Source organism: Streptomyces sp. NPDC111516 (genome assembly GCF_055635345.1).
On sequence record NZ_JBVKBV010000018.1, the window covers coordinates 104,585 to 130,980 of the forward strand.

At 71.8% G+C, this 26,396-nt stretch carries 25 protein-coding genes, 2 pseudogenes and 1 riboswitch; of the genes and pseudogenes, 19 read left to right on the top strand and 8 right to left on the bottom strand.

From position 1 onward, the window contains the following. Positions 1-19: 19 nt before the first annotated feature. On the bottom strand, positions 20-1,015 hold the full coding sequence (locus ACZ7L9_RS27955; protein WP_471419475.1) for an MASE1 domain-containing protein: 996 nt from the start codon (positions 1,013-1,015) through the stop codon (positions 20-22). 80 nt (positions 1,016-1,095) lie between these two features. After that, entirely contained in the window at positions 1,096-1,929 is an 834-nt protein-coding gene (locus tag ACZ7L9_RS27960; RefSeq protein ID WP_471419380.1) for a PP2C family protein-serine/threonine phosphatase, read from the bottom strand. Positions 1,930-2,123: 194 nt separating this feature from the next. Between ACZ7L9_RS27960 and ACZ7L9_RS27965 the strand changes: the two genes are divergently transcribed. Further along, positions 2,124-2,423: a DUF1876 domain-containing protein gene (locus ACZ7L9_RS27965; RefSeq protein WP_471419382.1), complete on the top strand. Its 300-nt coding sequence runs from the start codon at positions 2,124-2,126 to the stop codon at positions 2,421-2,423. Between the two features lie 87 nt (positions 2,424-2,510). Continuing rightward, positions 2,511-3,605: an XdhC family protein gene (locus ACZ7L9_RS27970; RefSeq protein ID WP_471419384.1), complete on the top strand. Its 1,095-nt coding sequence runs from the start codon at positions 2,511-2,513 to the stop codon at positions 3,603-3,605. Positions 3,606-3,616: 11 nt separating this feature from the next. On the opposite strand, the gene ACZ7L9_RS27975 is transcribed toward ACZ7L9_RS27970, so the two are convergent. Together ACZ7L9_RS27975 and ACZ7L9_RS27980 are read right to left on the bottom strand one after the other, a co-directional pair. Then, positions 3,617-5,320 (bottom strand): acyl-CoA dehydrogenase family protein, encoded by a 1,704-nt coding sequence (locus ACZ7L9_RS27975; protein ID WP_471419385.1) that lies wholly within the window; start codon positions 5,318-5,320, stop codon positions 3,617-3,619. A 67-nt stretch (positions 5,321-5,387) separates the two neighbouring features. Next, positions 5,388-5,999: a TetR/AcrR family transcriptional regulator gene (locus ACZ7L9_RS27980; protein ID WP_471419387.1), complete on the bottom strand. Its 612-nt coding sequence runs from the start codon at positions 5,997-5,999 to the stop codon at positions 5,388-5,390. Between the two features lie 449 nt (positions 6,000-6,448). Between ACZ7L9_RS27980 and ACZ7L9_RS27985 the strand changes: the two genes are divergently transcribed. Beyond that, entirely contained in the window at positions 6,449-7,087 is a 639-nt protein-coding gene (locus ACZ7L9_RS27985; RefSeq protein ID WP_471419389.1) for a lamin tail domain-containing protein, read from the top strand. Between the two features lie 126 nt (positions 7,088-7,213). Here the strand turns inward: ACZ7L9_RS27985 and pgm are convergent, their stop codons facing one another. Further along, positions 7,214-8,854: a phosphoglucomutase (alpha-D-glucose-1,6-bisphosphate-dependent) gene (gene pgm, locus ACZ7L9_RS27990; protein WP_471419391.1), complete on the bottom strand. Its 1,641-nt coding sequence runs from the start codon at positions 8,852-8,854 to the stop codon at positions 7,214-7,216. A gap of 276 nt (positions 8,855-9,130) precedes the next feature. On the opposite strand from pgm, the gene ACZ7L9_RS27995 reads away from it, so the two are divergent. Next, on the top strand, positions 9,131-9,670 hold the full coding sequence (locus tag ACZ7L9_RS27995; protein WP_471419393.1) for a GNAT family N-acetyltransferase: 540 nt from the start codon (positions 9,131-9,133) through the stop codon (positions 9,668-9,670). Beyond that, entirely contained in the window at positions 9,658-9,975 is a 318-nt protein-coding gene (locus ACZ7L9_RS28000; protein ID WP_471419394.1) for a cupin domain-containing protein, read from the top strand. Before ACZ7L9_RS27995 ends, ACZ7L9_RS28000 begins: the two co-directional genes overlap by 13 nt. On the opposite strand, the gene ACZ7L9_RS28005 is transcribed toward ACZ7L9_RS28000, so the two are convergent. After that, positions 9,965-11,230 carry an MFS transporter gene (locus tag ACZ7L9_RS28005; protein ID WP_471419396.1) on the bottom strand — a complete coding sequence of 422 codons (1,266 nt, stop codon included), beginning with the start codon at positions 11,228-11,230 and terminating at the stop codon, positions 9,965-9,967. The two genes, ACZ7L9_RS28000 and ACZ7L9_RS28005, sit on opposite strands and share 11 nt — an antisense overlap. An 80-nt stretch (positions 11,231-11,310) precedes the next feature. On the opposite strand from ACZ7L9_RS28005, the gene ACZ7L9_RS28010 reads away from it, so the two are divergent. From ACZ7L9_RS28010 to ACZ7L9_RS28030, 5 genes and pseudogenes are all read left to right on the top strand, one after another. After that, positions 11,311-12,186, top strand: a complete 876-nt coding sequence (locus ACZ7L9_RS28010) for a LysR family transcriptional regulator (RefSeq protein ID WP_471419399.1) — start codon at positions 11,311-11,313, stop codon at positions 12,184-12,186. A gap of 126 nt (positions 12,187-12,312) precedes the next feature. After that, positions 12,313-12,438: pseudogene (locus ACZ7L9_RS28015) on the top strand (GNAT family N-acetyltransferase); the annotation flags it as partial. A 15-nt stretch (positions 12,439-12,453) separates the two neighbouring features. Then, a pseudogene (locus ACZ7L9_RS28020) lies at positions 12,454-12,561 on the top strand (ABC transporter substrate-binding protein); the annotation flags it as partial. A 133-nt stretch (positions 12,562-12,694) separates the two neighbouring features. Continuing rightward, a complete protein-coding gene (locus ACZ7L9_RS28025; RefSeq protein ID WP_471419401.1) occupies positions 12,695-12,958 on the top strand; it encodes a type B 50S ribosomal protein L31 in 264 nt (87 codons plus the stop codon). A 259-nt stretch (positions 12,959-13,217) separates the two neighbouring features. Next, the gene (locus ACZ7L9_RS28030; protein ID WP_471419402.1) at positions 13,218-14,150 is read left to right on the top strand and encodes a carbohydrate kinase family protein; all 933 of its coding nucleotides are present in this window, start codon (positions 13,218-13,220) and stop codon (positions 14,148-14,150) included. An 84-nt stretch (positions 14,151-14,234) separates the two neighbouring features. On the opposite strand, the gene ACZ7L9_RS28035 is transcribed toward ACZ7L9_RS28030, so the two are convergent. Then, entirely contained in the window at positions 14,235-15,533 is a 1,299-nt protein-coding gene (locus tag ACZ7L9_RS28035; protein WP_471419404.1) for a hypothetical protein, read from the bottom strand. 197 nt (positions 15,534-15,730) lie between these two features. Between ACZ7L9_RS28035 and ACZ7L9_RS28040 the strand changes: the two genes are divergently transcribed. From ACZ7L9_RS28040 to ACZ7L9_RS28075, 8 genes are all read left to right on the top strand, one after another. Continuing rightward, a complete protein-coding gene (locus ACZ7L9_RS28040; RefSeq protein WP_471419406.1) occupies positions 15,731-17,008 on the top strand; it encodes a beta-ketoacyl-[acyl-carrier-protein] synthase family protein in 1,278 nt (425 codons plus the stop codon). 14 nt (positions 17,009-17,022) lie between these two features. Continuing rightward, on the top strand, positions 17,023-18,894 hold the full coding sequence (locus ACZ7L9_RS28045; RefSeq protein WP_471419408.1) for an acyl-CoA dehydrogenase family protein: 1,872 nt from the start codon (positions 17,023-17,025) through the stop codon (positions 18,892-18,894). A 5-nt stretch (positions 18,895-18,899) separates the two neighbouring features. Then, positions 18,900-19,139, top strand: a complete 240-nt coding sequence (locus ACZ7L9_RS28050) for a hypothetical protein (protein WP_471419410.1) — start codon at positions 18,900-18,902, stop codon at positions 19,137-19,139. 14 nt (positions 19,140-19,153) lie between these two features. Continuing rightward, entirely contained in the window at positions 19,154-19,432 is a 279-nt protein-coding gene (locus ACZ7L9_RS28055) for an acyl carrier protein (protein WP_471419411.1), read from the top strand. Then, positions 19,429-20,652 (top strand): beta-ketoacyl-[acyl-carrier-protein] synthase family protein, encoded by a 1,224-nt coding sequence (locus ACZ7L9_RS28060; RefSeq protein WP_471419413.1) that lies wholly within the window; start codon positions 19,429-19,431, stop codon positions 20,650-20,652. The genes ACZ7L9_RS28055 and ACZ7L9_RS28060 overlap by 4 nt, the downstream gene beginning before the upstream one ends. A 79-nt stretch (positions 20,653-20,731) precedes the next feature. Further along, a riboswitch (cobalamin riboswitch) is annotated at positions 20,732-20,921 on the top strand. A gap of 58 nt (positions 20,922-20,979) precedes the next feature. After that, a complete protein-coding gene (locus tag ACZ7L9_RS28065) occupies positions 20,980-22,020 on the top strand; it encodes an ABC transporter substrate-binding protein (protein ID WP_471419415.1) in 1,041 nt (346 codons plus the stop codon). Further along, the gene (locus ACZ7L9_RS28070; protein WP_471419417.1) at positions 22,017-23,096 is read left to right on the top strand and encodes a FecCD family ABC transporter permease; all 1,080 of its coding nucleotides are present in this window, start codon (positions 22,017-22,019) and stop codon (positions 23,094-23,096) included. The genes ACZ7L9_RS28065 and ACZ7L9_RS28070 overlap by 4 nt, the downstream gene beginning before the upstream one ends. Next, positions 23,093-23,893, top strand: a complete 801-nt coding sequence (locus ACZ7L9_RS28075; RefSeq protein WP_471419419.1) for an ABC transporter ATP-binding protein — start codon at positions 23,093-23,095, stop codon at positions 23,891-23,893. Before ACZ7L9_RS28070 ends, ACZ7L9_RS28075 begins: the two co-directional genes overlap by 4 nt. A 162-nt stretch (positions 23,894-24,055) precedes the next feature. Here the strand turns inward: ACZ7L9_RS28075 and ACZ7L9_RS28080 are convergent, their stop codons facing one another. Beyond that, positions 24,056-25,081, bottom strand: coding sequence for a DUF2382 domain-containing protein (locus ACZ7L9_RS28080; protein WP_471419421.1), 1,026 nt, complete (start codon positions 25,079-25,081; stop codon positions 24,056-24,058). Between the two features lie 609 nt (positions 25,082-25,690). Between ACZ7L9_RS28080 and ACZ7L9_RS28085 the strand changes: the two genes are divergently transcribed. After that, positions 25,691-26,344: an adenosylcobinamide amidohydrolase gene (locus ACZ7L9_RS28085; RefSeq protein ID WP_471419476.1), complete on the top strand. Its 654-nt coding sequence runs from the start codon at positions 25,691-25,693 to the stop codon at positions 26,342-26,344. Positions 26,345-26,396 lie beyond the last annotated feature (52 nt).

A 26,396-nucleotide genomic window follows, 5' to 3' on the forward strand; every position in this document is an offset into this window, starting at 1 on the left:
GCCGTCCGGGGGAACGAGGTCAGAGGCCGTCGGGCTCGTCGTCGGGCCGGGGCGGCCAGCCGCCCGGGGACCGTCCCGGCGCCAGCCGCTCCATCACCTCGGCCAGCTCCTCACAGGCACGCTGGATTCTGAGGCGGATGTTGCTCTGCTCGGTGACGACGGCCGAGAGCAGCAGCGCGGTCAGGGCCACCGAACCGTTGAACACGGCGAGATTCACCATCACATGAAGGACGGTGTGGCCCTCGAACGGCCCCACACCCTGCGTTCCCGCGGCGACCGCCAGGACCGACACCAGAAAGGCGCACGGCGCGCTCCCCGCCAGCCGAAAACGCAGAGCCGCCCAGATGATCAGCGGAAACACCAGGTAGATCATCGCCAGCGAGGTCCTGGTGGCCAGCAGCGAGACCGCCACGGAGGCCACCGCCAGCGCGCTCGCCTCGATCCACCGGTCCGTGGCCCGCGGCATCCGAACCCCGCGCAGCACGAGCAGCAGCGGGGTGACCACGAGTACGCCCGTCGCGTCCCCCGACCACCATGCCGTCCAGACCGGCCAGAAACCGCTCAGCGGCAGGTTGTCGTCCACCACCAGCATGCACGTGCCCACGGTCGCGCTGATGACCATGCCCGCCAGCGCGCCGAGGAACACCAGCATGACTCCGTCGCGCAGCCGGTCCAGCTCCGTGCGGAAACCGGCCCTGCGCAGTATCAGGTACGAGCAGACCGGAGCCAGGGTGTCGCCCGCCACGACGACGACGGTGATCGGCGAGGCCGAGCCGCTGAGCGTGGCGATGACGGACAGGGAGCCCAGTGCGATACCGGGCCAGGCGCGCAGCCCCAGGAAGAGCAGGGCGCCCAGCGCGATGCCCGTGGGCGGCCAGAGCGGGGTGACGACCGTGCCGTGGACGGACACCCCGCGGACCAGACCGAGCCCACCGGTCAGGTAGTAGGCGGCGGCGACGGCCAGGACGCGCAGTACGGACGAGGCTGTACCTATCGTTCTCTCGCTGCTGGACACCTTGCTGCGGATCACACATCTCATCAGACACCGACCCGGACCGGTGCGGCTGTCTGACACGCTCGTCCCGTACCCGGGCGTCACCACTCCCCGCAGGGAACCGCCCCGTGGCGCAGGACGAGAACGGCGGCGTCGTCCTGGTGTCCGGTCCGCTCCGCCGCGCGCAGAACCGCGTCGGCCAGCTCGTCGGCGTCGCCGGCCACCCGGGAGGCCGCGAGCCGCGTCACCGCGTCCAGCCCCTCGTCTATCGGGAACGAAGGACCCTCGATCACCCCGTCGGTGACCAGGACGAACACGCCGGGGCTCGTCAGGCGCCGCCGGGTGACCGGATAGCGCTCACCCGCCCGGATCCCCAGGGGCAGGCCGCCTTCGTCGTCGGTGAGACCGGAGAGCCCGTCGGCGGTGGCCCATACGGCGGCGACATGCCCGGCGCGGGCAGTGTGGAGCTCCCGGGTGACCGGGTCGAGGCGGGCAAAGGTGCAGGTCGCGAAGAGGCCCGAGTCCACCGAGAGCAGCAGATCGTTGGTCCGGCCCACGACCTCGCCGGGATCCGAGGCGGTGGCGGCTATCGCCCGCATGGCGATGCGGATCTGGCCCATGAAAGCGGCCGCCTCGACGTCATGGCCCTGTACGTCCCCGATGGCGAACGCCAGCGCGCCGTCCGGCAGCACGAACCCGTCGTACCAGTCACCACCGATGTCCAGTCCGCTGCGGGCCGGCGTGTACCGGGCAGCCGTCTGCAGCCCCGGGAGGGCGGGCAGCGCCGAAGGCAGCATCTCCCGCTGCAGCACCTCGGCCAGTTCCACCCGCGCCCGGTGCAGCTCCACCTCCTGGCGGGCCCGTTCGGTGAGCTGCTGCAGAGTGGTGAGCAGTTCGCCGGCGCTTGCCGCACGGGGAGGACGACGCCGGTTCATGGGCGGCTCCGCACTCGGGGGAAATGACTCCCGCATCCTATTTCGGCGCTGCGAGCCCCGCAGGACGAGAAGCGGCGCCGTGATCACGGCAGGACGATCCGGAACGCGCGGACGGGCCCGGCCGGGGGGATGCTGGTGGCAGGACCGCGTCGTGGCGGCGCACGGAGTCCGCGCGCGGTCGCAGGAGGTGCGCGATGACTCGCACGCTGGAATGGAAGGTCCGGGTAGGCCTGTCCGAGGAGGACGGTACGACCAGGGCGGAGGCGGTGCTGGACACCGGCTCGGAAAAGCTCGTGGGTCACGGGGTCGCCCGCTGCAACCCGCAGGACGTGGACGTCCCCTCCATCGGCGACGAACTCGCGGCGAGCCGTGCCATGAAGGACATTGCCGCGCAGCTGATGAAGGCCGCCGACCAGGAACTGGAATCGGTCGGCGCCGGACCCGCGACCGGGCCCGTCGCACCGCCGTACGCGTGGTCCGACACCACGGCCTGAGCCTTGCACCGCACCGGCCGCCGTGCCACGAGGGCGAAGCGGGCGCGGGCAGGACGGCACACATCCGGGCCTCGGCGGAGGTGGCCGATGCGTGAGATTCTTCCGGCGCTCAGCCGCTGGTACGCCGCCGGGGAGCCGTTCGGGCTCGCCACCGTCGTCGCCGTCAGCCGCAGCGCGCCGCGCGGCCCGGGGGCGGCGATGGCCGTGGGCCCGGACGACGAGGTCGTCGGCAGCGTCTCCGGGGGTTGCGTCGAGGGCGCGGTCTTCGAACTGGCCAAGGAGGTCATGGAGACCGGCCGTGCCCAGCTCCGTACCTTCGGCTACAGCGACGAGGACGCCTTCGCCGTCGGTCTCACCTGCGGCGGTGAGATCACCCTTCTCGTACGCCCCGTGACGGCCGCGTACGACGTCTCCTTCGGTGAACTCGCCGCATCGGTCGCCGCTCGACGGCCGGTGGTGGCCGCCACCGTGACCGACGGCCCCGCCCCGCGCGGCGCCGCCCTCGCCGTCCGGCCGGACACCGTCTCCGGCTCGCTGGGCGCGAGTGGACTCGACGCCGCCGTCACCGCCGACGCCCGAGGGGAACTCGCCCAGGGCGCAACCGGCTTGCGGCACTACGGCCCCGACGGCGAACGGCGCGAGGACGAGGTCACCGTGTTCCTCCAGTCGTTCGTCCCGCCGCCCCGGATGCTGGTCTTCGGCGCGATCGACTTCGCCGCGGCGGTGGCCCGGATCGGGGCGTTCCTCGGCTACCGCGTCACCGTCTGCGACGCCCGCCCCGCCTTCGCCGACCCCCGCCGTTTCCCGGACGGTGCGGAGGTGATCGTCGACTGGCCGCACCGGTATCTGCGTGGCACGGAGACCGACGCACGGACCGTGATGTGCGTACTCACCCACGACCCGAAGTTCGACGTCCCGCTGCTGGAGGTGGCCCTGCGCACCCCGGCCGCGTACATCGGGGTGATGGGCAGCCGACGGACCCACGAGGACCGCCTGGCCCGGTTGCGCGAGGCCGGTCTCGGCGAAGCGGAACTGGCCCGTCTGCGCTCGCCCATCGGCCTCGACCTCGGCGCGCGCACCCCCGAGGAGGTGGCCGTATCGATCGCGGCGGAGATCGTCGCACTGCGCTGGGGCGGCACCGGTAGCCCGCTCACGGAAACGTCCGGGGCGATCCATCGGTGAGCGACAGGCTCTCAGCCACCCTGGCCGAAGTGCCGCTCCACGATCGCCGCGGCGTCGGTGCCGCGCGGCAGGATGCCGTACTGGTGGCCACGCTCCTCGCCGAGCCGGGCGGCGACGAACGCCTCGGCGGCCGCAGCCGGGGCATGACGCAGCATCAGCGAGGACTGCAGAGCCAGCGCCATGCCCTCGACCGTCGCCCGGGCGCGGGTCTGCGCGGCGAGCGGGTCGCGCAGGTCCTCGGCCAGCTCCCGGCGCACCCGACGGATGTGGCCGTCCAGCACGGAACTCGCAGCGGCCGTGGTCTCCAGCTCGGCCCAGAAGGCGTCCAGCGACTGCGGGGTCCTGGCGATGCCCCGCAGCACATCGAGGGCGATGACATTGCCGGAGCCTTCCCACACCGCCATCACCGGCTGCTCGCGATAGCGCCGGGCCAGCGGCCAGTCCTCGGTGTAGCCGTTGCCGCCCAGGCATTCCAGCGCCTCGTAGGCGTGGTGCGGACCGCGCTTGCAGATCCAGTACTTGGCCACGGCGGTGGCCAGCCGCCGGAACATCGCCTCGGACTCGCCGCTGTCGGCCTCGTACGCATGGGCCAGGCGCAGTGAGGTCCAGGTCGCGGCCTCCGTCTCCAGTGCCAGATCCGCGAGGACCGCCGTCATGGCCGGCTGGTCGACCAGCCGGGCACCGAACGCGCTGCGGTGGTGCGCGTGCCAGATCGCCTCGGACACCGACTGGCGCATGCCCGCGGTGGTGCCGAGCACACAGTCGAGCCGGGTGTGGTTGACCATCTCGATGATGGTGGGGACACCGCGGCCGGGCTCGCCGACCCGTACCGCCCAGGTGCCGTCGAACTCCACCTCGGAGGAGGCGTTCGACTTGTTGCCGAGCTTGTTCTTCAGCCGCTGGATACGGACCGTGTTACGGGTGCCGTCGGCCAGCACACGCGGCACGAGGAAGCAGGTGAGCCCGGCCTCGGCCTGGGCCAGGACCAGGAACGCGTCCGACTGCGGGGCCGAGAAGAACCACTTGTGACCGGTCAGCAGGTGGGCCCGGCCCTCGGGGTCGCAGGCCAGCGGGACGGCCCGCGTGGTGTTGGCGCGGACGTCGGAGCCGCCCTGCTTCTCCGTCATCCCCATGCCGAACGTCAGCCCCGACTTGCGGCCCGGGGCGATCGGCCGGGGGTCGTACGAGCGGCTGAGCAGGCCCGGCAGCCAGTCCCGCCCCACGTCCGGATCGCGTTGCAGCACCGGGACCACGGCATGCGACATGGACATCGGGCAGGCGTGGCCGGGTTCGATCTGGGCGAACAGCATGAAGGAGGCCGCCCGTGCCACCGCCGCTCCTGGCTTCGGGTCGGCCCAGCCCGCGGTGTGCGTGCCGTGGTTCACCGCCGAGCCGATGACCTCGTGGTACGCGGGGTGGAAGTCGATCTCGTCGACGCGGTTGCCGTAACGGTCATGGGTGCGCAGGACGGGCGGTGAGGTGTGGGCGAGCTCCGCGTCGTTCTGGAACCGCTCGGAACCGACCAGGGTGCCGATCTCGTGCAGCTCCTTCTCGTGCCAGGCCGCGCCGAAGGCCCGGACGGCCTCCGCGAGCGGCGGATTGGTGCCGTACTCGTCGAGACCCTTCCTGGGCGGGGCCTGGTTGGTGACCTCGTGGGTGGGGTGCGGTGCGGGGGCGTCGGGCCGGAGGCCGGTCCGGTGCGGGGTGAGGGTCATCGCGGGTTCCTGTCCTGGGGAGGTGGGCGGGGCGGCGGGGAAGCGGGGGAGCCGGTGCGGCCCGCGATCAGGTGCCGTGGGCTCCGACCGCTCTCAGACACAGCGTGGTGATGCCTGCCACGACCGGTTCCGGGTCGGTCCGCCCGCTCACCGGTGACAGCGGGCCGAGCAGTGCCTCGCTGACCGCTCCGATCACGGCGGCGGCCGACAACCGAGCGTTCTGCGCGGGAAGGTCACCCGAGGCGATCCCTGCGGCGATGGCCGACTCGGCGAGGGCGTGATAGCCGCGCCGGTACGTCAGTCGCTCCTGCTCGACGAGCGGATCGACCGGTTCGGCCAGCAGCGCCCAGGCCGTACGCGGGTTGCGCAGCGCACGGTACGCGAAGACCTCGACCAGCGCGCGCAACTGCTCGTCGGCACCGCTCCGCGCCCGCACCGCCTCCCGCACCGTGCCGAGCTCATGACCTGCGACATGGCGGAAGACCGCCGCGAGCAGTTCCTGCTTGGAGGCGAAGTGGTTGTAGACGCTGCCAGTGGCGACACCGGCCCGGTCGGCGATCGCGGAGATGCCGGCCGCCGCGTACCCGCCCTCGGCCAGCAGCTGCCGTGCGGCTTCCAGCAACCGTTCGCGGTGCGCGAGCCGGGTCGCCTCCGTGCGGGCGGTGGGGCGGTAGGCCATGATGTTCTGAACCTCGATTCATATCTTTCTCTGTCACTGAACCACTGTTGTCCGCACCGCGCAACGGCCCTGCCGTAGAACTGTCGTTCTCGTTTCCGCGGCTGAGGGAACGGGGGTTCAAAGCTCTCCGGACAGCGGCTGTTACGGAATTCCCGGGCGGCTCGCGCGGGGTGCGTGCGGCCGTGCGTCCCGAGCCCGGGATCACCGCCGGCTGCGCCGGTGCGGCGCCGGGCGGGTGGATGTAGCGGGCAGTGATTGACAGGTACTCGGACGGCCGGGATGCGTGCCCGGTGCAGGCGCGTGTGACGGAAATGTCCGTACTTCGTCACACGTATCAGGGCGCCTTCCATGACTCGGGTCACCGGGCCACAGTGTGCGTTCTCGGCAACAGGCCGGGACCGAACAACGCTCGGACCGCAGGGGTCCGGGCCCGTATCCGAGGGGTTTTCATGTCCCGTTTCGCACGGCGGTTCACCGCCGCCGTCCTCGCTTCCGGTGCTCTGGTGGCGGCCGCCGCACTCCCGGCGATCGCAGACGAACACGACCACGGGCGCGGTCGCGACCGCGGCCACGGTCACGGTCACAGCCGGACCGACGAACGTCCGGCGGTGGTCCTGGGCGAGATCCAGTACCACAGCCGCGGTCGCGACGACGGCTCCAACCGCAGCCTCAACGGCGAATGGGTCACCGTCACCAACACCGGCCGCCACTCGGTCAACCTCCGCGGCTGGACCCTGAGCGACGAGAGCCACCGCACCTACCGGTTCTACCTGCGCCTGGCCGGCCGCTCCTCCGTGCGCGTGCACACCGGAATCGGCCGCGACACCGACCGCGACGTCTACCAGGACCTCCGCAGGTACGTCTGGGACGCCCGCGACACGGCGACACTGAGGGACGCGAACGGCCGCCGAGTCGACTCGAAGTCCTGGGGTCACGACCGCGACGACTACGACGGCCGTAACCGCCACCAGGGCCGCGACCGCGACCGCGACCGCGACGACTACGACCGCCGCAACGGTCACCAGGGCCGCGATCACGGAGGCAGCGACGACCGCGGCCGCCGTCACCACCACGACGGTCGCGACTGACCCGACCGGCGCCCGCTCCCCGTCCCCGGAACGGCCGCCACCGCCCTGATCGCGGCGCCCCGTGGCCAACCCGGCCACGGGGCGCCGCACTTGTCGGCGATCGCCGGAACGCCGCGCCGGACGGACTCAGGCGTTGAGGGCCGCGGAGACGACGGCCTTGGCCTCCTCCTGCACCCGACCGAGATGGTCGCTGCCGAGGAACGACTCGGCGTAGATCTTGTAGACGTCCTCCGTGCCCGAGGGGCGGGCGGCGAACCAGGCGTTCTCGGTGGTCACCTTGACGCCGCCGATGGGCGCGCCATTCCCGGGCGCCTCCGTCAGCGCGGCCGTGACCGGTTCGCCGGCCAGGGTGTCGGTGGTGACCTGCTCGGGGGAGAGGCGCCCGAGAACCGCCTTCTGCTCCCGGTCGGCGGGGGCGTCGATCCGGGCGTACGCCGGTTCGCCGAACCGGGCGGTGAGCGCGGCGTAATGCTCCGACGGCGACTTGCCCGTCACCGCGAGGATCTCCGAGGCGAGCAGCGCCATGATGATGCCGTCCTTGTCGGTCGTCCACACCGATCCGTCGCGGCGCAGGAACGAGGCGCCGGCCGACTCCTCGCCGCCGAACCCGAGCGATCCGTCGGCCAGTCCGTCGACGAACCACTTGAAGCCGACCGGCACTTCGACCAGTTCACGGCCGAGACCGGCGGCGACCCGGTCGATCATTCCCGAGGAGACCAGCGTCTTGCCGATGCCCGCGGTGGCCGGCCACTGCTCGCGGTGGGAGTACAGGTAGTCGATGGCGACGGCGAGGTAGTGGTTCGGGTCCATCAGCCCGGCGTCGGGTGTGACGATGCCGTGCCGGTCGGCGTCGGCGTCGTTCCCGGTCGCGATCCGATAGCGGTCGCGCTGCCCGATCAGTGAGGCCATCGCGTACGGCGACGAGCAGTCCATCCGGATCTTTCCGTCCCAGTCCAGCGTCATGAACCGCCAGGTGGGGTCGGTCAGGGGATTGACCACGGTCAGATCGATCCGGTGCTGTTCCGCGATCCGGCCCCAGTACGCGACCGACGCGCCGCCGAGCGGATCGGCACCGATCCGCACCCCGGCCGAGCGGATCGCGTCCAGGTCGAGCACGGACGGCAGATCGGTGACGTAACTGCCGAGAAAGTCGTACGTCCCGGTGGTCGACGCCGCCCGTGCGCGGGCGTAGGGCAGCCGACGTACGTCCTTCATGCCGGCCGCGATGATCTCGTTGGCGCGCTCCTGGATCCAACCGGTGGCCTCGGACCCTGCCGGACCGCCGTTCGGCGGGTTGTACTTGAACCCGCCGTCGCCGGGCGGGTTGTGGGACGGAGTGACCACCACGCCGTCGGCGAGCCGCGAGGTCCGGCCCCGGTTGTGGGTGAGGATGGCGTGCGACACCGCCGGGGTCGGTGTGTAGCCGTCGGCCGGATCGATGAGCACCGTCACATCATTGGCGGCGAACACCTCGATGGCGGTGATCCTGGCGGGTTCCGACAGTGCGTGGGTGTCGGCGCCGAGGAAGAGGGGCCCGTCCGTGCCCTGCCGCGCCCGGTACTCGCTGATGGCCTGGCTGGTGGCGGCGATGTGGTCCTCGTTGAACGCGGTGGCCGTGGAAGTCCCGCGATGGCCGGAGGTACCGAACGCCACCCGCTGGTCCGGCACGGACGGATCCGGGTGCAGCGTGTAATACGCGGTCACCAGCCGGGCCACATCGGTGAGATCCTCCGGCCGGGCCGGCTGTCCAGCTCGTTCGTGCGGCATCTGCCACTCCTCCGTATCGGTCGGTCGTTGCGGTCTTCCCCGCATCATTTTCGCGGGTGGCCCACGCCGGTCCGCGACTGCCCCGCCGTCGGCACCGGAGGCCGGGCTGCCCGGAGGTGCAGCGCAATTCCTGTGGAGGCGCCGCGTGGCCCCGGCATATGTTCGTCCACGACGAGGAGCGGTCCACCGCCCGACGGCGTCACCTGGCGGGACCGGGACGAACTGGGTTCCGGGCGAACCGGGTTCCGGACGAACGCAGGAAGAGAGAGACGAGAGATGGCACCGAACGAGTCCGCGCCCGCCGGCCGCGTCCTGTTGCGCGAGGCCACCGCCGAGGACGCGGGGCCGCTGACCCGGCTCTTCCTCGACTCCCGCGCCGCGTCCATGCCGCACCTCCCGAAGGTGCACAGCGACGAGGACACGCTCGCCTGGATGACCCATGTCGTCCTGCCCGGAACAACGGTGTGGATCGCCGAGACGGGGACCGGGGAGCTGCTGGGTTTCGCCTCCCTCGACGGAACCGAGCTGGAACACCTGTATCTGCGCCCCGACGTACGGCGTCGGGGCATCGGCTCCCTGCTCCTGGCCAAGGTGTGCGAGACCGCTCCCGACGGGCTCACCCTGTACGTCTTCCAGCGCAACACCGCCGCCCGTGCCTTCTACGAGCGATACGGATTCACCGCGGTCGAGTTCGACGACGGCAGCCGCAACGAGGAGAAGGAGCCGGATGTGAGATACCGGTGGACCGGGGACGGGCCGTCGGCAGGATCGCGGGTGCGCGAGGGCTGCGGCACAGTGGGCATATGGACGATCTGAATGCCCTCGCCGACGAGCATCTGGCCGTGGCCCGCGCATCCGCGCACGGCCGCAGCGCCCACCGCCTGCTGCATCAGGAACCCCTGCGCCAGACCGTCATCGCGCTCGCCTCGGGCTTCGCGCTGGACGAGCACAACGCACCCGCCGCGGCCTCCCTCCAAGTGCTCCGCGGCAGGGTGCGCCTCACGGCGGCCTCGGGCGATGTGGAGCTGAGCGCCGGTGCGCTCCAGCCGGTTCCGCAGGAGCGGCACGGACTGCTGGCGCTGGAGGACGCCGTGGTGCTGCTGACAGCCGTCAACGAGTGACGGAGGCGGTACCGGGACGTGCGGCGGAGGCCACCCGGACGCGCTCCAGAACCCACAGGACGAGGCTTCCGGCGGCCAGCGAACCACCCAGGAGGCAGATGCCGCTCCAGCCCGCCCGCGACCAGACCACCGAAGCCAGGGAGGCTCCGGCCGCACCGCCCAGGAAGAACAGCGTCATGAATCCGGAGTTGATCCGGTTGCGGGCCTCCGGGCGGAGCGCGTAGATCACGGTCTGACCGCTGTTGAGCCCCGCCTGCTGGGCGATGTTCAGCGAGATCACCCCGACCGCCAGCCACAGCAGCGAGGACTCGCCGGCCAGCAGCGGCAGCCACGAGAGCGTGAGGAGCGCGGCCGCCGTGCCCGACACCGCCTGCACCCTGCCGCGGTCGCTCAGCCGCGCCGCGATATTCATGCCCACGACACCGATGACGCCCACCAGCCCGAACAGTCCGATGGCGGCCGCGTTCCAGTGGAAGGGAGGCCGGGTCAGCAGGAATGTCAGCGCGGTCAACTGGACGCTGTACGAGGCCATGGAGAACGCGCCGATGGCCGCCCGCCACCGCAGCAGGGGTTCCCGCCGCAGCAGGGCCAGCGTGGAGCGCAGCAGTCCGGTGTACGGCATGGTGGCCGCGTCGCGCGGCCGGGACAGCCGTGGGAGCCGGTTGTGCAGGAGTATCGCCATGACGGCCATGAGCAGCGCGTTCACCCAGTACGCGGTCCGCCAGCCGCCGAGCTCGGACAGCGCACCGGAGGCCAGTCGTCCGAACAGCCCGCCGAGCAGGACACCGGACATGACGACACCGACGATCCTGCCGCGTTCGGCGGGAGCCGCGAGGGCAGCCGCGAACGGCACTACGACCTGCGCCCCGACGGAGGTCAGCGCGATGAGCAGGGTCCCGGCGATCAGCAGGGGGCCGGTGGGGGCCGCGGCCGTCACCAGGAGGAAGAAGGCGGTGAGCGCGAACAGGATCACCGCGAGCCGTCGGCGGTCCATCACGTCCCCGAGGGGAACGAGCAGGATCAGGCCCAGCGCGTACCCGGCCTGCGCGGCGGTCACGATCAGCCCCGCCGCGGTGACACCGATGTGCAGGTTCACCTGGATGACGTCGAGCAGCGGCTGCGCGAAGTAGTTTCCGGCGGCGGAGAGCCCGGCGGCGAGAGCCATGAGCAGAACCAGGCCGCGCCCCGGCGCGGGCGGATCGGGGAGCGTGCGCGGGACGGCGCGACTGCGGGTCCCGTGTGTGGAATGAGCCATGTCCCTCACCCTCGAGGATCCACCATCCATGAGTCCAACACATGTTTTTCATTCCATCGATCGTGGTTCACGATGGATGGATGGAACTTCAGCAGATGCGGTACGTCGTCGCGGTGGCGGAACTGGGGAGCTTCACCCGCGCCGCGAAGAGGTGTCTGGTCGTCCAGTCCGCGTTGAGCCATCAGATCGCGCGGCTGGAGAAGGAGCTGGGGGCCCGGCTCTTCGACCGCACCAGCCGTCAGGTTCGGCTCACCGCGGCGGGCGAGGCGTTCCTGCCGGAGGCCAGGCAGGCGCTGGACGCGGCGGAGCGGGCCCGGGCCGAGGTCGCCGCCACGACGGGGGAGGTCCACGGCCGCCTCGCGGTCGGAGCCATCCCGACCATTGCCGCGGTCGACATCCCGGCCGCGCTGCGGGCGTTCCACCTCCGCTACCCGAAGGTGCATATCGTCCTGCGGGACGGGGCGAGCAAGGACCTGGTCCAGGAGGTACGGGACGGCACGCTCGACGTGGCGTTCCTGGGCGTGCTGCCGAGCTACCGGCCGAAGGGCGTGAGCGATCACGAGCTCGCCACGGGCGAACTGGTCGCCGTCGTCGCCCCCACCCACCCCCTGGCCGGGAAGGCGGAAGTGGGGCTGGAACGGCTGGCGAAGGAGATGTTCGTCGACCACCCCGACGGCACTGCGGCCCGGGCGCAGTCGGAGGAGGCGTTCGCGGCGATGGGACTCACCCGCGAGGTGGCGTTCGAGGTCAGCGGCACCGACTTCATCGTCCGGCTGGTCCGCAGCGGGCTCGGCATCGCCATGCTGCCGGCCGCCTTCGCGGCGGAACTGCCCGGCGTGCATGTGCTGCCGGTCCGTGATGCGCCCGCCCGCACGGAGCGGCTGGTCTGGAGCCGCTTCCGCCCCACCCCGGCCGCTGCGGCGTTCCTGACCGGGCTCGGTGTCGATACCGGCTGACGATTCCGTTCAGCCCTCCGGAAGTGCCCGGCGGCGAGCCAGGTGTTCCTCCTCGCCTACGACACCGGCGCCGTGCCGGTCCCTCACTCTCTGTACGAACGGCTGCCGCCCGGATCGACACGGAACACGGCCCGGGCGGTCGGCTACATCCTGGGGACCGCCGACACGGCGCGCTTCGTGACGGAGTTCCGCAAGCGGTGGCTGCCCCTCGTCGAGGACCGTTTCCCGGAACCGGACGGCCCGCCGCGCACGTCCAGCTAGCGCGTCGCCCGGGTGTTGCCCTGGAACCCGGAGCCGGTCTGCAGCCCGCAGGCCCACGCGCGATTCCTGCCACTCGTGGCCGACGCGCTGGAGTCGGTCGCCCACTCGCGATGAGGTACGCGGCCCCAGGGCGTCTCCGCCCGTGCCGATGCCCCGTACGGACGTCAGCGATCGCGCCGGGCGTCCCGGTTCGCGAGGCTGGCCAGGAGCGCCCCCGAGCCGATCCCGCACGTCCCCAGGAGCAGGCATGCAAAAGGACAAGCACCCGCCCTACCGTCCCGTGGTCTTCCGTGACCGTTCGGCGGGCTACGCCTTTCTGACCCGGTCCACCGCGTCGAGCGAGCAGACGATCGACTGGGACGACGGCAACAGCTACCCCGTCATCGACGTGGAGATTTCCGCGCAGAGCCACCCGTTCTTCACCGGGAAGGCCCGCGTGGTCGACTCCGAGGGACAGGTCGCCAAGTTCGAGCGGCGGTACGGGGAGGAGGGGCGGAAGGACGCCTCCTGACCCGTGTTCGGACCCGAGTCCCCCGGCCCTCCCCACAGGGCCGGGGGACTCCGTCCGTCACACCCCTTGATACCGTCCGCCCGTCGTAACCTGCCCACGACATCGAACTGACGCGCGCGACTGAAGCGCGTCACCGGAGCACGTCCGCCCCCGGCGGGACGCAGGGGGTATCCGAAGTGGCCACGAACAACGCGCGACTGCTGATCCGGGCCCGGGACCAGGACACCCTCGTCACCGCACTCCAGGAGACCCCACCCTCATGCTCGACAGACTCGACCTGCTGGTCATCGGCGAGTGCGTCGCCGACATCGTCCGGCTGCCGGGTGCGGCCGATCAGGTCCACCCGGGAGGCAGCCCAGCCAATGTGGCGTACGGCCTGGCCAGGCTCGGACACGGCACCACCCTGCTCACCCAGCTCGGCCCGGACGACAACGGAGGGCTGATCAGGGACCACCTGGCCGCTGCAGGGGTCGAGGTCCGCACGGACGGTGCCACGGCGCCCACCCCGTCCGCCGCCGTGACCCTGGACGACGGCGGCCGGGCCGCGTACACCTTCGAGATCACCTGGACGCTCGCCCCGGTGACCCCGGACCGGCCGCCTCACCATGTCCACACCGGCTCCATCGCGACGGTGATGGCACCCGGTGCGGCCACCGTCCTCGCGGCCGTCGAGTCGCTGCGGACGTCCGCGACCGTCAGCTACGACCCCAATGTGCGAGCCGAGCTGATGGGGGACCACGACGCGGCCGTCCGCAAGGTCGAGCGCTGCGTCGCGCTCAGCGACGTGGTCAAGGCCAGCGACGAAGACCTGGAGTGGCTGTATCCGGGTGAGGAGCCGGAGGAGATCGCCGAGCGGTGGCTCATCACCGGCCCGGCCGTCGTCCTCGTCACCCGGGGAGGCGACGGTGCGCTGGCCGTCTTCCCCGGCGGGCGGGTGACGGTCGACGCGCTTTCCACCGACGTCGTCGACACGGTGGGGGCGGGCGACGCCTTCATGTCCGGCACCCTGCACGCCCTCGCCACACACGGGTTGCTCGGTGCGGACGGCCGCGAACGGCTGCGCTCGCTCGACCGGGACACCGTGATTGATGTCCTGCGCCACGCGGCGGCCAGTGCCGCCGTGACCGTCGCCCGGGCCGGCGCCAACCCGCCGGACGAGACGGAACTGAAGGCGGCGCTCGCCCGGGGCTGAACACGACGGTGCCGCAGAGCCTGCTCCGAGTCCACCCGGGCCAGGCCCCGCTCGTCCCCCCACGTTCGTGACTCACCGACGAGGTCACCGGAGTCCGGGCACCGCCAGATGCGGCGTGCTGTCGTCGTCGAGGAACTCGATGGCGGCGAGCGCGCACAACGCGCACAGCGCGATCCACACGGTGACCAGGCCCGTCGGCCGGTCCCACGCCACCAGGACCGCGGCGGCCACCACGACCACCGTCCAGTTCAGCCAGACCCGGGCCCGGTGCACCCACCTGCCGACCGGGCCGCCGGTGACACCGGCCGCGTCCCGTACCGCACCGATGCCGTCGCTCCACATGGCCCTGACGCGGGTGGCGGCGTTGCCGGCACCCGTGAGCCACGCGGCGAGGGCCACCACGACGCCGAGCGTGATCACCATCCGGACCAGGGTGCGTGCCGGGCCCGCCAGGGCGTCGAAGACGGAACCGGCCGCCGGCTGCGACACCTCGGGCGGGAGACTGTCGAGATAGAACGCGCGGCCCAGCCACATGGCCATGGCGAGCACCGCGGCACCCGCCGCGACCGCGAGCGCCGTCGCGACCAGGGCGCGACGGCGGCGCACCGCGAGCAGCACCCCGCCCGCGGCCAGGAGCAGAGTGACCGGCGGCAGCCAGAAGCCGATGATCTGGAGGGCCCGGAACCCCTTCTTGGCCTTGCCGACCGCGTCGGAGGTCAGCACCGTGAAGTCGGTGTGGATCTCGGGGATCTTCGCGGCGATCGTCAGCCCCCGGTCGACGAGGCGTTTCTTCACCCGGTCGATCACGGGCGCCAGGTCGATGGTGACGGTGTCGTTCGCGAGCTTCACCGCCCCGTGGCCGCTGCCGGTCAGTGCCTTCAGCGTCGCGGACTGGGCGGCCCGGTTGAGACCGGTCCAGATCGTCGCGAAGGCGTCGCTCGTGACGAACTTCTCCACGGTTCCGTGGACGAAGGCCGTGACTCCCGTGGTGAGGGGGCCGCTCAGGCGCGTGAGCGCCTTGTCGACCACCGGCCGGTCCGCGGGGGCGACATCGGCCAGCAACGCCTTCACATCGAGGTGCTTCATGACGGCCCCGGTGACGCGGTCGCTCACCGCGGCCTGCACATGGGGATCGGATGCGAGGGGCGCCATCATCGCCACATAGTTGTCCGTGTCGCCGATCTGGTTCTTCGCCCAGGTGGACACGATGCTCAGCGGTGTGAGGACGGCCGCGACGAGGATGAGCAGCACGGCGAGGAACGAACGGGCCCGCAGCCGGTGCCGCGCCGGCGCACGGGCCTCCAGCGCCGACACCCTGGCGTGCAGCGCCTCCAGTTCCGGGCGCGCGTCGGGGGATTCTGACCGGTTGTCGTCCGCTTCCATTACCCAAGGGGATGCCGCCCCGGTGCGCGCAGCGCGGTGGACTGCTGCGGACGGGGGAACGCGCGTACCGGACGTGCTGCGCGGATCGGTCCACTCGGCCCATCGGTGACCCGTTCGGCTCAGTGAGCGCATCCTCGCCGGGGCGACTGCCGTTCGACAACCGGTAGACGTGATCGATTTCGGCGGAGGGGCGGAACATGGGGCGGGCGGACATGGGTGTCGCGGTGACGGGAATGGGGCTGGTGACTCCGGCGGGCGCGGACGAGCACACCTTCTGGGCGGGCCTGTGCGCCGGTGTGTCCGTGGCCCGGCGCTGTGACGAACTGGCGGGGCTGCCCGTCGACTTCGCCTGTCCGGTGGACGGGCTCGATCTGGACGATGCCGTCGGTGGCCGCGCGGTGTGGCGGATGGCACGGTTCGTGAAGATGGCGCTGGTCGCCGCCCGGCAGGCGGTGGCGGACGCCGGGCTGTCACCGGAGCGGTGGGACGGCGGCCGGGTCGGCGTGGTGCTGGGTGTCGGTGTGGGCGGGGTGTCCGCGCTCATCGACAATGTGCGCAGGCTGGACGACCAGGGACCGGACGCGGTGTCGCCGCTCCTGGTCCCGATGATGATGCCCAACGCGGCCGCCGGGGAGGTGGCCATCGCGTTGCGGGCGTACGGCCCGAGCCTGGCGCCGGCGACGGCATGCGCGTCCGGGGCGACCGCGATCGCCGTGGCCCGCGACTTGCTGATGAACGGCCGGTGCGATGTGGTGGTGGCGGGCGGCGCGGAATCCGTAGTGACTCCGTTGGTGGTGAGCGCCTTCGCGGGCATGGGCGCGCTCTCCCGGCGGAGCGGTGATCCGACCGGGGCATCGCGGCCGTTCGCCGCGGACCGGGACGGATTCGTGCTCGGTGAGGGTGCCGCCGCGCTCGTCCTGGAGCGGACACCCGCCGCGTACGCCCGCGGCGGGCGGCCGCGCGCCCTCCTGGCCGGTGCGGGCTCCGGCACCGACGCCCACCACCCCACGGCCCCGGCCCCGGACGGAGCCGGGCCGCGCAGGGCCGTGGAGGCGGTGCTGCACGAGGCGGGCTGGGCGGCCCAGGAGGTCGATCACATCAATGCGCACGGCACATCGACGCCGCTGAACGACGCGATGGAGACGGAGCTCATCTCGGACCTGTTCCCGCACCGGCCTTCGGTGACGGCGCCGAAGGGCGTGCTCGGGCACACCCTCGCGGCGGGCGGGGCGATCGAGGCGGTGGCCACCGTACTGACCCTGGAGCAGGGGCTCGTCCCACCGATCGCCAACCTGGACTCGCTGCCGGACGGGTTCGACCTCGACTGTGTGGTCGAGGAGCCCCGCACTCAGTACGTCGAGCGGGCGATCAGCCACTCCTTCGGCTTCGGCGGGCACAACGTCGCGCTCGCCTTCCAGCGCGTCGAACCGGACGGTCCGCGGCGGACGGCCCCCGGTGTCCTCGCCGTCGACTGAGTCGTTCTTGTCGCATGACCGCAACGATCGACTGCCCCTTCACCGAACCGTCCACGGACCTCCTCACCGCTGTGCTCCTCGGCGACAACTACCGCCGGGAGCATGGCTTCTGGCAGCGGCTGATCAGCACGGAACCGTTCCGCCGCCCGGAGCGCCGCACTCCCGAGGAGCGCCTGGGTCTCACGTACGAGCGGCTGCGCATCCTCAACGACTGCCTCGACAGCGGCGCCGGGCTCGCCGCCGACCCGCGCGCCCTCGCGGCCCTGCACGAATGGCTCGGGCCGGTCGACCCGGCACTGGCCACGGTGGCGGGCATCCACTACAACCTCTTTCTCGGCACCCTCCTCGACCACGAGGGCGACACCCGGCGCGACCTGTCGGACTTCCTCCGGCTGCGGAGCATCGGCACCTTTCTCTGTACGGAGGTGGCGCACGGCAACGATGTGGCGGCCGTCGAGACGGTGGCCGCCTACGACCGCGCACGCGACGGGTTCGTGCTGCACACCCCGCACGCGGGCGCGCAGAAATTCATGCCCAACACCAGTCCGGCGGGCGGCCCCAAGACGGGGCTCGTGGCCGCCCGACTGCTCGTCGACGGCACCGATCAGGGGGTCTTCCTCTTTCTCGTACCGCTCACCGATGCCGTACGGGCCCTGCCCGGTGTACGGGTCCGCAGGCTTCCCGCACGCATGGGGAGCCCGGTGGACCACTGCCTGACCTCCTTCGACCAGGTCTTCGTGGGCCGCGACGCGCTGCTCGGCGGGGACCACGGACGGATCGGCGGCGACGGCGGATTCAGTAGCACCGTCGGCAACCGGAGGCATCGACTCCGCGTGTCGATCGGACGCGTCACCTCCGGGAAGATCTCGATGAGCGCGTGCGCGGTCGGCTCCGCGCGCGCGACACTCGCCGTCGCCGTCCGCTACGGCGGTCACCGGTACATCTCCGGGCCGCGCGGCTCGCGGCAGGTACCGGTGCTCGCCCACCGCAGCCACCACGGCCCGCTGGCCGTGGCCATGGCCACCGTCTTCGCGATGAGCCTGCTGCACCGCCGGGCCCTGGACCGCTGGGAGCGGCGGGAGGACGGCTCGGGCGCGGGCCCGGAGGAGGCGGAGCGGCTGGTCGCCGTGGCCAAGGGGTGGATCACCTGGCGGGCCAGGTCCGTGATCGTCGAATGCCGTGAACGGTGCGGCGCCCAGGCGCTCCTGGAGAACAACGGCATGAGCGAACTCCTCACCGGAGTGGAGGGCGCCATCACCGCCGAGGGCGACAACCTGGCCATCCACGCCAAGGCGGCCGCGGAAATGCTCTTCGTCACCGAACCCGCCGGGCGCGGAACCCCCTCCGGCGGCGCACCCGGTGATCTCGCCGACCCCCGGTTCCTCGGCAGGCTCCTGGCGGCTCTGGAGGAGATCTGGTTCGGCCGGGCCAGGGCACGGATGGGGCGCGCACCGCACGGCGATCCGCTCGGGCGCTGGAACTCCGCGGCCGGGCCCGCCCTGCGCGGTGTCGAGGCCCACGCCCACCGGCAGGCGGCCGAGGCGTACGCGGACGCGGTGGCCGGTCTGCCGGACGGGCCCGCCCGCGAGCAACTCGTCACACTGCAACGGCTGTTCGCACTCGAGTGGATCGCCAGGAACAGCGGTGACCTGCTGGCCGCAGGTCACCTGACAAGCGATCAGGTAAACCGGCTGCCGGAGGCCGTGGATCAGCTCATCACCGCCGTCGCCCCACAACTGCCCGTCCTGGTCGACTCCTTCGCACTGCCGCAGGAACTGCTCGCCGACTGGCCCATCGCGGGGGTCGATTACGTGGACGCGTACGACGACCCGGCGGCCGCCTGGCAGCAGCACGGCGGCCGGACGGCGGCTCAGGGACCGCGATGAGGGCCATGACCAGGACCGGAACGGGCCCGCGGACCCATCGGGTTCGGGAGGCGGCCGGGGCCCTCGGCGTCCGGGTCGTGCTGCTCGCCTTCTGGGGTACGGCGGCCGTCCTGGCCCGTGGTGCGGACTCCCGCGGAAAGACGGTGCCGAATCGGTTCGCCACAAGGCGTAACTGGAGGCACGCCACCCAGTTGATCCGGCATCGGGACGATGCCCACACCGTCCCCGGCAGCCGTACCGAATGATGGAGAGGAAGCTCATGAGTGCGATTCATCCCAAGATCACCGAGGTGCTCACACACACCTTCAAAGTGCCCGCCGCCGAGATCCGCCCGGATTCCACGATGGACAGCCTGGAGATGGACTCCCTCGCCGTCGCGGAGTTCGCCGTCCTCATCAGGGAGACGGCGGGCGGCGACGAGGCCTTCGACAGGCTCCCCAAGGACGCCACCCTCGCCGACATCACGCGGTTCATCGACGCGACAGCGGGCCGCGGGGCGCCGGTGGGCGGCTCGGCACCGATGAGCAACGCCCGATGAACAAGCCTGCCATCGCCGTCACCGGCCTGGGAATGATCACTCCGGTCGGCAACGACACCGAATCCACCTGGAAAGGTGTGTGCGCCGGAGTCTCGCCGGTGCGTACCGTCGCGGCACTCGAAGGCTGCGCGATCGATTTCGCCTGCACCGTCGACGGAATCGATCTGGACGCCGCGATCGGCGGCCGTACGTCCTTCCGGATGGGGAGGTACGTCAAGTTCGCCGTCCTCGCCGCCCGGGAGGCGGTCGCCGACGCCGGACTCGACCCGGCGCGGTGGGAGGGCAGCAGGGTCGCGGTGGTCGTCGGCACCAGCAGCGGCGGCTCCGCCTCACTGACCGAGCAGGCCGTCGTACTCGAACGGCACGGACCGGATGCCATCTCGCCGTCGGGCATCCTGCTCACCATCCCGAACATGCCGGCGGCCGAGATCGCGATCCAGTTGCGGGCCACCGGTCCCAGCATGGCACCGTGCACCGCGTGTTCGTCCGGTGTCACCGCCCTGTCCGTCGCCCGCGATCTCCTGGTCACCGGGCAGTGCGACATCGCGATCGCCGGAGCCACCGAGTCGATCGTCTACCCGGCCGCCATGGCCGGGTTCGCCCGGTCCGGAGCCGCGGCCCGGGCACACGGCGACCCGGCCAGGCGGTGCCGGCCCTTCGCGGCCGACCGTGCCGGGCTGGTCATGGGCGAGGGCGCCGCCGTCATGGTGCTGGAACGGGCGGCCGACGCCGCAGCCCGGGGCGCCGGACCCCGGGCACTGCTCGCGGGCACCGGCGCCACCACCGACGCCCACCACCCCACCACCCCGCACCCGTCCGGCGCGGTCGCCCAGGCGGCCGTCGAAGCCGCGCTGCACGACGCGGGCTGGGCGGCCGAGGACGTCGAGCACATCAACGCGCACGGCACGGCGACGCCGCTCAACGACGCCACCGAGGCCGCCCTCATCGGCCGGGTCTACCCGCACCGGCCGCCCGTCACCGCCCCGAAGGGCGTGCTGGGGCACTGCATGGGGGCGGCCGGAGCGATCGAGGCCGGACTGACCGTCCTCACGCTCCAGCGCGGAGTCGTACCGCCGATCGCCAACCTGCACACACCGGCACCCGAGTTCGACATCAACTGCGTCACCGAAGAACCTCTGCGGCTGCCTGTCCGGCGCGCCATCAGCCACTCCTTCGGATTCGGCGGACACAACGCCGTGATCGCCCTTCAGCGTCCGTAGGCGTCGGGCGGGTGGTGCGACCGGGGGCACCGCCCGGCGTACCACCGGCCACACCGCCCATGAGCTGCATAGACGCTCGTGATAGCTTGCCGGGGCCAGTCGAACTCCATGTAGGAGTCAGGGAATCCGGTGAGAATCCGGAACTGACGCGCAGCGGTGAGGGGGACGGGCGGGGCCACGGCCACTGGGACCCACCCTCGGGTGTCCTGGGAAGGCGTCCCGTCCGAAGGAACCCGAGTCCGAAGACCTGCTGGCGGCTGCGACCCGGTACCGGGCGCAGAACTCCAACGGGCTCCGCGCATGGGCCCAGAGACGCAGAGGGACTCCGTGCCGTCCATAGCCAGCCCCGTCCGCACCATCGCCCTGCTCACGGCGGGACTCGTCCTGCTGACCGCCTGCGGCCGCGGAACGAGCAACTCCGCCGCGAAGTCCGGCTCTGCCGACGGATATCCCGTGACGCTGAAGAACTGCGGACGCACCGTCACCGTCGAAGCCCCGCCGCACCGCGCCGTCTCGGTCGACCAGGGGTCGACGGAGATCCTGCTGTCCCTCGGCCTCGCCGACCGGCTCGCCGCCACCGCGACCTGGACCGACCCGGTGATGAAGGGCCTGGAGAAGGCCAACGCCGAGGTCCCCAGGATCGCCGACAACCGGCCCTCGTCGGAGAAGGTCCTCGACCAGGAGCCCGACTTCATCAGCGCGTCGTTCGAGTCGACCCTCGCCAAGGGCGGCGTCGCCCCCCGCGAACAGTTCGAGGAACTGGGCGTCCCCACCTATGTCTCGCCCGCCGACTGCACCGGCAAGGACAACAGCGGCGGCGGCGACGGAGCCCGTATCGAGCCACTGACCATGGACATCGTCTACGGCGAAGTGCACGACCTGGCCAGGATGTTCGGCGTGCAGAAGCGCGGCGACACGCTCGTGGCGCGGCTGCGGGCCCGGGTGGAGAAGGCGACCGGGTCCATCGACGCCTCCGGTACCACTCTCCTCTACTGGTTCTCCGACTCCAAGGCCCCGTACCTGGCCGGCTGTTGCGGAGCACCTGGAGTCATCACCGGGGAACTCGGCGCGAAGAACGTCTTCGACGACACGCACGAGGAATGGCCGCAGATCAGCTGGGAGACCGTCGCCGACCGCAACCCCGACGTCCTGGTCATCGGTGACCTGACCCGCAAGGCACAGACCGCCGAGAGCGCCGCGAAGAAGATCGAATTCCTGGAGTCCAACCCCGCCACGAAGAACATGGATGCCGTCAGGCACCAGCGGTACATCCTGCTCAGCGGCCAGGCCATGAACCCGTCCATCCGGACGGTCGAGGGCGTGGAACGCGTCGCCGCCGGGCTGCGCACGTTCGGGCTCGCGCAGTGACGGACACCGAGCGGACCTGGGCGGAGGGCGCGCGGCGAGCCTCCCAAGGCGGGGACGGTGTACGGAAGCTGCGCGGCGGGGTCCTGTGGGCCTGCGGCGTCGCGCTGCTCGTGCTGTCCGTCGCGGTCGCCGTAACCATCGGCCCCGCCCGCATCTCCGTCGCCGACGTCTGGTCCACGGTGGCCGCCCACCTCGGCTGGGGCCGGACGCGGCTCACCCCGATCCGGGACGGCATCATCTGGAACCTGCGCATGCCACGCACCCTGCTCGCGGCGGTGTGCGGCGCCGGACTCGCGGTGTGCGGCACCGTCATGCAGTCCCTGCTCCGCAACCCGCTCGCCGACCCGTTCGTCCTCGGCGTCTCCTCCGGCGCGTCGACCGGCGCGGTCGTGGTCGTCGTCCTCGGGGTCGGTGGGGGAGCGGTGTCGATCTCGGCCGGCGCGTTCATCGGCGCACTGTGCTCGTTCGCCCTCGTTCTGCTGCTGAGCCACACCCTGGGCGGCACGACCGACCGGGTCGTCCTCTCCGGTGTGGCGGCTATGCAGCTGTTCTCCGCGCTCACCTCCTTCGTGGTAATGACCTCCGCCGACGCCGAGCAGACCCGCGGGGTGCTGTTCTGGCTGCTCGGCTCGCTCAGCGGGGTCGGCTGGACCGACGTGTGGATCTGCTCCGCCGTTCTTGTCCTGACGCTGCTGGTCTGCCTCGGACACGCCCGTACGCTCGACGCCTTCGCGTTCGGCCCGGACGCCGCCGCCGCGCTCGGCGTCCAGGTCGCCCGCGCCCGGATCGTGCTGCTCTGCACGACCGCGCTGCTGACCGCCGCACTCGTCAGCTCGGCCGGCGCCATCGGCTTCGTCGGCCTGGTACTCCCGCACGCCGCCCGGGCACTCGCCGGCTCCGGACACCGGCGCCTGCTGCCGGTCACCGCACTGGCCGGGGCCGTGTTCCTGGTCTGGGTCGACACGCTCGCCAGGACGGTCCTCGACCCGCAGGAGGTGCCGGTGGGTGTCGTCACCGCGCTCATCGGCGTGCCCGCGTTCGTCCTGGTCCTGTACCGCACCCGGAGGATCACATGACGGGGGGAACCACTGAGGGGCTGCGTGCCGAACGGGTCAGCCGGGAAGCGGGCGGACGCCTCATTCTCGACGGGGTCCACCTCGCTCCGCCGCCCGGCACGACCGTCGGGCTGATCGGGCCGAACGGCTCCGGCAAGTCCACCCTGCTGCGGGTGCTCGCGGGGGTCCTCGCCCCGGAGACCGGCGTGGTCACCCTGGACGGCCGGCGGTTCGACGCGATCGGCCGCCGGACCGTGGCCCAGCGGGTCGCCGTGGTCGACCAGCATGCCGTCACCCAGGTCGAGTTGAGCGTCCTGGACGTGGTACGCCTCGGGCGCGTCCCGCACCGCAGGGCCTGGTCGGCACCCGGCCGGGCGGACGACGACGCGGTGCGCGAGGCCCTGGAGCGGACCGGTCTCGTCGACCGTGCCGGCCAGTCCTGGCACACCCTTTCCGGAGGCGAGCGGCAACGTGTCCAGATCGCGCGCGCACTGGCTCAGCAACCACGTGAACTGCTGCTCGACGAGCCTACGAACCACCTCGACATCCAGCACCAGCTGGAACTGCTGTCACTGATCACCTCGCTGCCCCTCACCGGTGTGATCGCTCTGCACGACCTCAACCTGGCCGCGATGTTCTGCGACCGGATCGTCGTCCTGAAGGAGGGGCGGGTGGTGGCCGCCGGAACCCCCGCCGAAGTGATCACCGAGGAACTCATCGCCGACGTCTACCGGGTGCGGGCGCGGGTCGCTGGGGACGGCCCCGACGGGCGGCCTTCGGTGCGCTTCCTGCCGGAGCGGCGGGAGCGCACGGAGTGACCGGAGCGGCGGCCGCTGGCAGCGCGGGCCGACGGGCGTTGCGGTGGCGGTGCCGTACGCGAGCCGCCGGGGCCCTGACGGCGAGAGAGCAGGCCCTGACACGGCACGGGCCCGCCCCTCACTCGCGCTCCCGGTGCGGCTGTCCGCCGTTCTGCGCGGCGGTCAGCGGCTGCGCCCTCGGCCGTACTCGCCGCCCATGCCCTTGCCTCCGGTGTCTGCGCCCCCGATGTTCCTGTCGTCCGCGTAGTCGATCTGCTCCTTGCGGAGTTCCGCGGAGACCTCCTTCTGCTCGGTCACCTTCTTGGTCTCCATGCGCACCCGCTCGACCGGCACCGTCTCCTTGCGCGTGGTGGCGCGCTCGGCGTGCAGGGTCACCTCGACGTCCTGCTCACGGATGTCCGTGGGCCCCGTCGTCCTGTCGCCGGGCCGCAAGGGTTCACGGATGACCCGTACCTCTTCGTGTGTCACCGGCACCGTCCTGGTCACGTTCTCGGTGACGACGTACTTGTGCAGGCGCGCCTTGCCGCTCTCGTACTCCTCGGTGCCGATGTGCAGTTGCTCCTCGCAGCGGATCAACTCCTCCTGGCCGCCCAGGTCCGCGGCGGACCGCTCGGCACCCGTCCCGGCGCCGACGAGGGGCCGGGCCGTGCCGGCCGTCCCGGTGTCGCGGTGCCTGCCCGGACCCGTACCGGTTCCGGCCGTGCCGGTCGTGCGTGGCGTGGTGGTGCGGGAGGTGTCCGTACCGGAGGTGCCGGCCGCGCCCATGGCTCCGGTTCCGGCGGCACCCGCCGCGCCCGTGGCCGTGGTGCCGGTCGCGGACGATGCGGTTCCGGTGCCCGGCTGCCCGCCGAGCCGGGCGGTGGTGTTCCTGGCGAGTCCGTAATGGCGGTAGAGCTCCTCCTCCTCCGCCACGGACAGATGCGCGTCCGCGTCCACCCGGGGCGCTTCCTTGACGCGGTCCTTCGGATGTGTGATGTGCAGGTCGGAGCCCACGCGACGGGCCCCGGCGAGCGGCACGAAACTCTCCTTCATGCCGAACAGGCCGGTTTTCACCGTGATCCAGTCCGGGCGGCCGGTGTTGTCGTCGACATACACCCGGCCCACACTGCCGATCTTCTCGCCCGCGGTGTCGTACACCGTCAGGCCGTCGAGCTCTCCGGAATCCGTGAAACCGTCAGCGGCTCCCATGGCCGATCCCTCCTCGCCCGGGCGCGTCCTGTGGCTGGATCCATCAGGGGAGGCGCGTCCGATTTCCATCGCGCCTCACCCGGATGGACGCTGCAACCTCCCCGCCTGCGCAGGCCGGCCGTCACATGCGCGGCGCTTCGGCGGTGGCCGTCCGTCACGGCGGCGCGGACGCCACCCTTGAGTTAGGCCAATCGGGTGAAGCGTGTCGGGTGTGCGCCACCTGCACGAACTCCCGACCATGCGCAAGGACGCGTGCCCACCGGCAGCACACCTTCCCGTCGGCGCCACCTGTTCGACGTGTTCCCGCCACCGCATGTGAGCAGCACATTCGTGCTGCGGAGGCGAATTCGCGGCAAACCCTTGAGATCCGCTGGGGGCCCCTCATCCTTTCGCCAGAAAACGCAACGGCGTTGCGATTTCCGCACCGGTAGACGGATGACATGGACGAAGGAGGGCCTTCATCGTGACGGAGCACGGACGAAGCCCGACCGTCCGTACCGGGGCAGGGCACCCCTCGGGGACGCCCTGCCCCGGCGCATATGATCGACCGGCCAAGTGCCGACCGTCGTCCTGCCGTGCCACCGGGGGTGCCCCATCAGTTCCGTACGCATCCGGCTGCCCCAACAGCGCGGCGAACTGCTGACCCGGCGCGAGGACGGTGAGGACCTGCATCATCTGGTGTGGCGGCTGGGGCACGGATGGCGGGTGTGCAGCAGTGCCGTGCTCGGCGGCGGCATCGGCCCGCGCGACTGGATCCTCAACGCCCAGGTGCCCGGCGGCTATCCGCGTATGGACCCCGACCGCCACCTCGCCCGGATCGCCGCCGCGGAACACCTCACCGGCCCTGGTGCCGGGCTGATGACAGCCGCCGACGTCACCGCGTACACGGTCGCCGACGACGGGGGCGTCACGGCCACCGCCACCTGCGGACTCGGCGTACGCGGCTGGGCGGCGACCCCTGCCGAAGGCACCGGCGGCCCGCCTCGGCCGGGCACGGTCAACATCGTCGTCACACTCCCCGTGCCGCTGTCCGACGCCGCACTCGTCAACGCCGTCGCCACGGCCACCGAGGCCAAGGTCCAGGCACTCCTCGACGCGAGTCTCGACTGCTCGGGCACCCCCACCGACGCAGTCTGCATCGCCGCCCCTTCTCCGGGAGCCGACCCCGGCGAACCCTTCGCGGGACCGCGCTCGCGCTGGGGAGCGCGACTCGCCAGGGCCGTGCACGCTGCCGTACTCGACGGTGCGCTGCGGCAATCCTGAGAACCCACCGCGCCGCGAGCCGACCGAGGCGCGGCCGACCAAGGGAGCCCCT

Coding starts and splice junctions, on each gene's coding strand:
- ACZ7L9_RS27960 (WP_471419380.1), bottom strand. CDS start 1,929: ATGAACCGGCGTCGTCCTCCCCGTGCGGCAAGCGCCGGCGAACTGCTC.
- ACZ7L9_RS27965 (WP_471419382.1), top strand. CDS start 2,124: ATGACTCGCACGCTGGAATGGAAGGTCCGGGTAGGCCTGTCCGAGGAG.
- ACZ7L9_RS27970 (WP_471419384.1), top strand. CDS start 2,511: ATGCGTGAGATTCTTCCGGCGCTCAGCCGCTGGTACGCCGCCGGGGAG.
- ACZ7L9_RS27975 (WP_471419385.1), bottom strand. CDS start 5,320: ATGACCCTCACCCCGCACCGGACCGGCCTCCGGCCCGACGCCCCCGCA.
- ACZ7L9_RS27980 (WP_471419387.1), bottom strand. CDS start 5,999: ATGGCCTACCGCCCCACCGCCCGCACGGAGGCGACCCGGCTCGCGCAC.
- ACZ7L9_RS27985 (WP_471419389.1), top strand. CDS start 6,449: ATGTCCCGTTTCGCACGGCGGTTCACCGCCGCCGTCCTCGCTTCCGGT.
- pgm (WP_471419391.1), bottom strand. CDS start 8,854: ATGCCGCACGAACGAGCTGGACAGCCGGCCCGGCCGGAGGATCTCACC.
- ACZ7L9_RS27995 (WP_471419393.1), top strand. CDS start 9,131: ATGGCACCGAACGAGTCCGCGCCCGCCGGCCGCGTCCTGTTGCGCGAG.
- ACZ7L9_RS28000 (WP_471419394.1), top strand. CDS start 9,658: ATGGACGATCTGAATGCCCTCGCCGACGAGCATCTGGCCGTGGCCCGC.
- ACZ7L9_RS28005 (WP_471419396.1), bottom strand. CDS start 11,230: ATGGCTCATTCCACACACGGGACCCGCAGTCGCGCCGTCCCGCGCACG.
- ACZ7L9_RS28010 (WP_471419399.1), top strand. CDS start 11,311: ATGGAACTTCAGCAGATGCGGTACGTCGTCGCGGTGGCGGAACTGGGG.
- ACZ7L9_RS28025 (WP_471419401.1), top strand. CDS start 12,695: ATGCAAAAGGACAAGCACCCGCCCTACCGTCCCGTGGTCTTCCGTGAC.
- ACZ7L9_RS28030 (WP_471419402.1), top strand. CDS start 13,218: ATGCTCGACAGACTCGACCTGCTGGTCATCGGCGAGTGCGTCGCCGAC.
- ACZ7L9_RS28035 (WP_471419404.1), bottom strand. CDS start 15,533: ATGGAAGCGGACGACAACCGGTCAGAATCCCCCGACGCGCGCCCGGAA.
- ACZ7L9_RS28040 (WP_471419406.1), top strand. CDS start 15,731: ATGGGGCGGGCGGACATGGGTGTCGCGGTGACGGGAATGGGGCTGGTG.
- ACZ7L9_RS28045 (WP_471419408.1), top strand. CDS start 17,023: ATGACCGCAACGATCGACTGCCCCTTCACCGAACCGTCCACGGACCTC.
- ACZ7L9_RS28050 (WP_471419410.1), top strand. CDS start 18,900: ATGACCAGGACCGGAACGGGCCCGCGGACCCATCGGGTTCGGGAGGCG.
- ACZ7L9_RS28055 (WP_471419411.1), top strand. CDS start 19,154: ATGAGTGCGATTCATCCCAAGATCACCGAGGTGCTCACACACACCTTC.
- ACZ7L9_RS28060 (WP_471419413.1), top strand. CDS start 19,429: ATGAACAAGCCTGCCATCGCCGTCACCGGCCTGGGAATGATCACTCCG.
- ACZ7L9_RS28075 (WP_471419419.1), top strand. CDS start 23,093: ATGACGGGGGGAACCACTGAGGGGCTGCGTGCCGAACGGGTCAGCCGG.
- ACZ7L9_RS28080 (WP_471419421.1), bottom strand. CDS start 25,081: ATGGGAGCCGCTGACGGTTTCACGGATTCCGGAGAGCTCGACGGCCTG.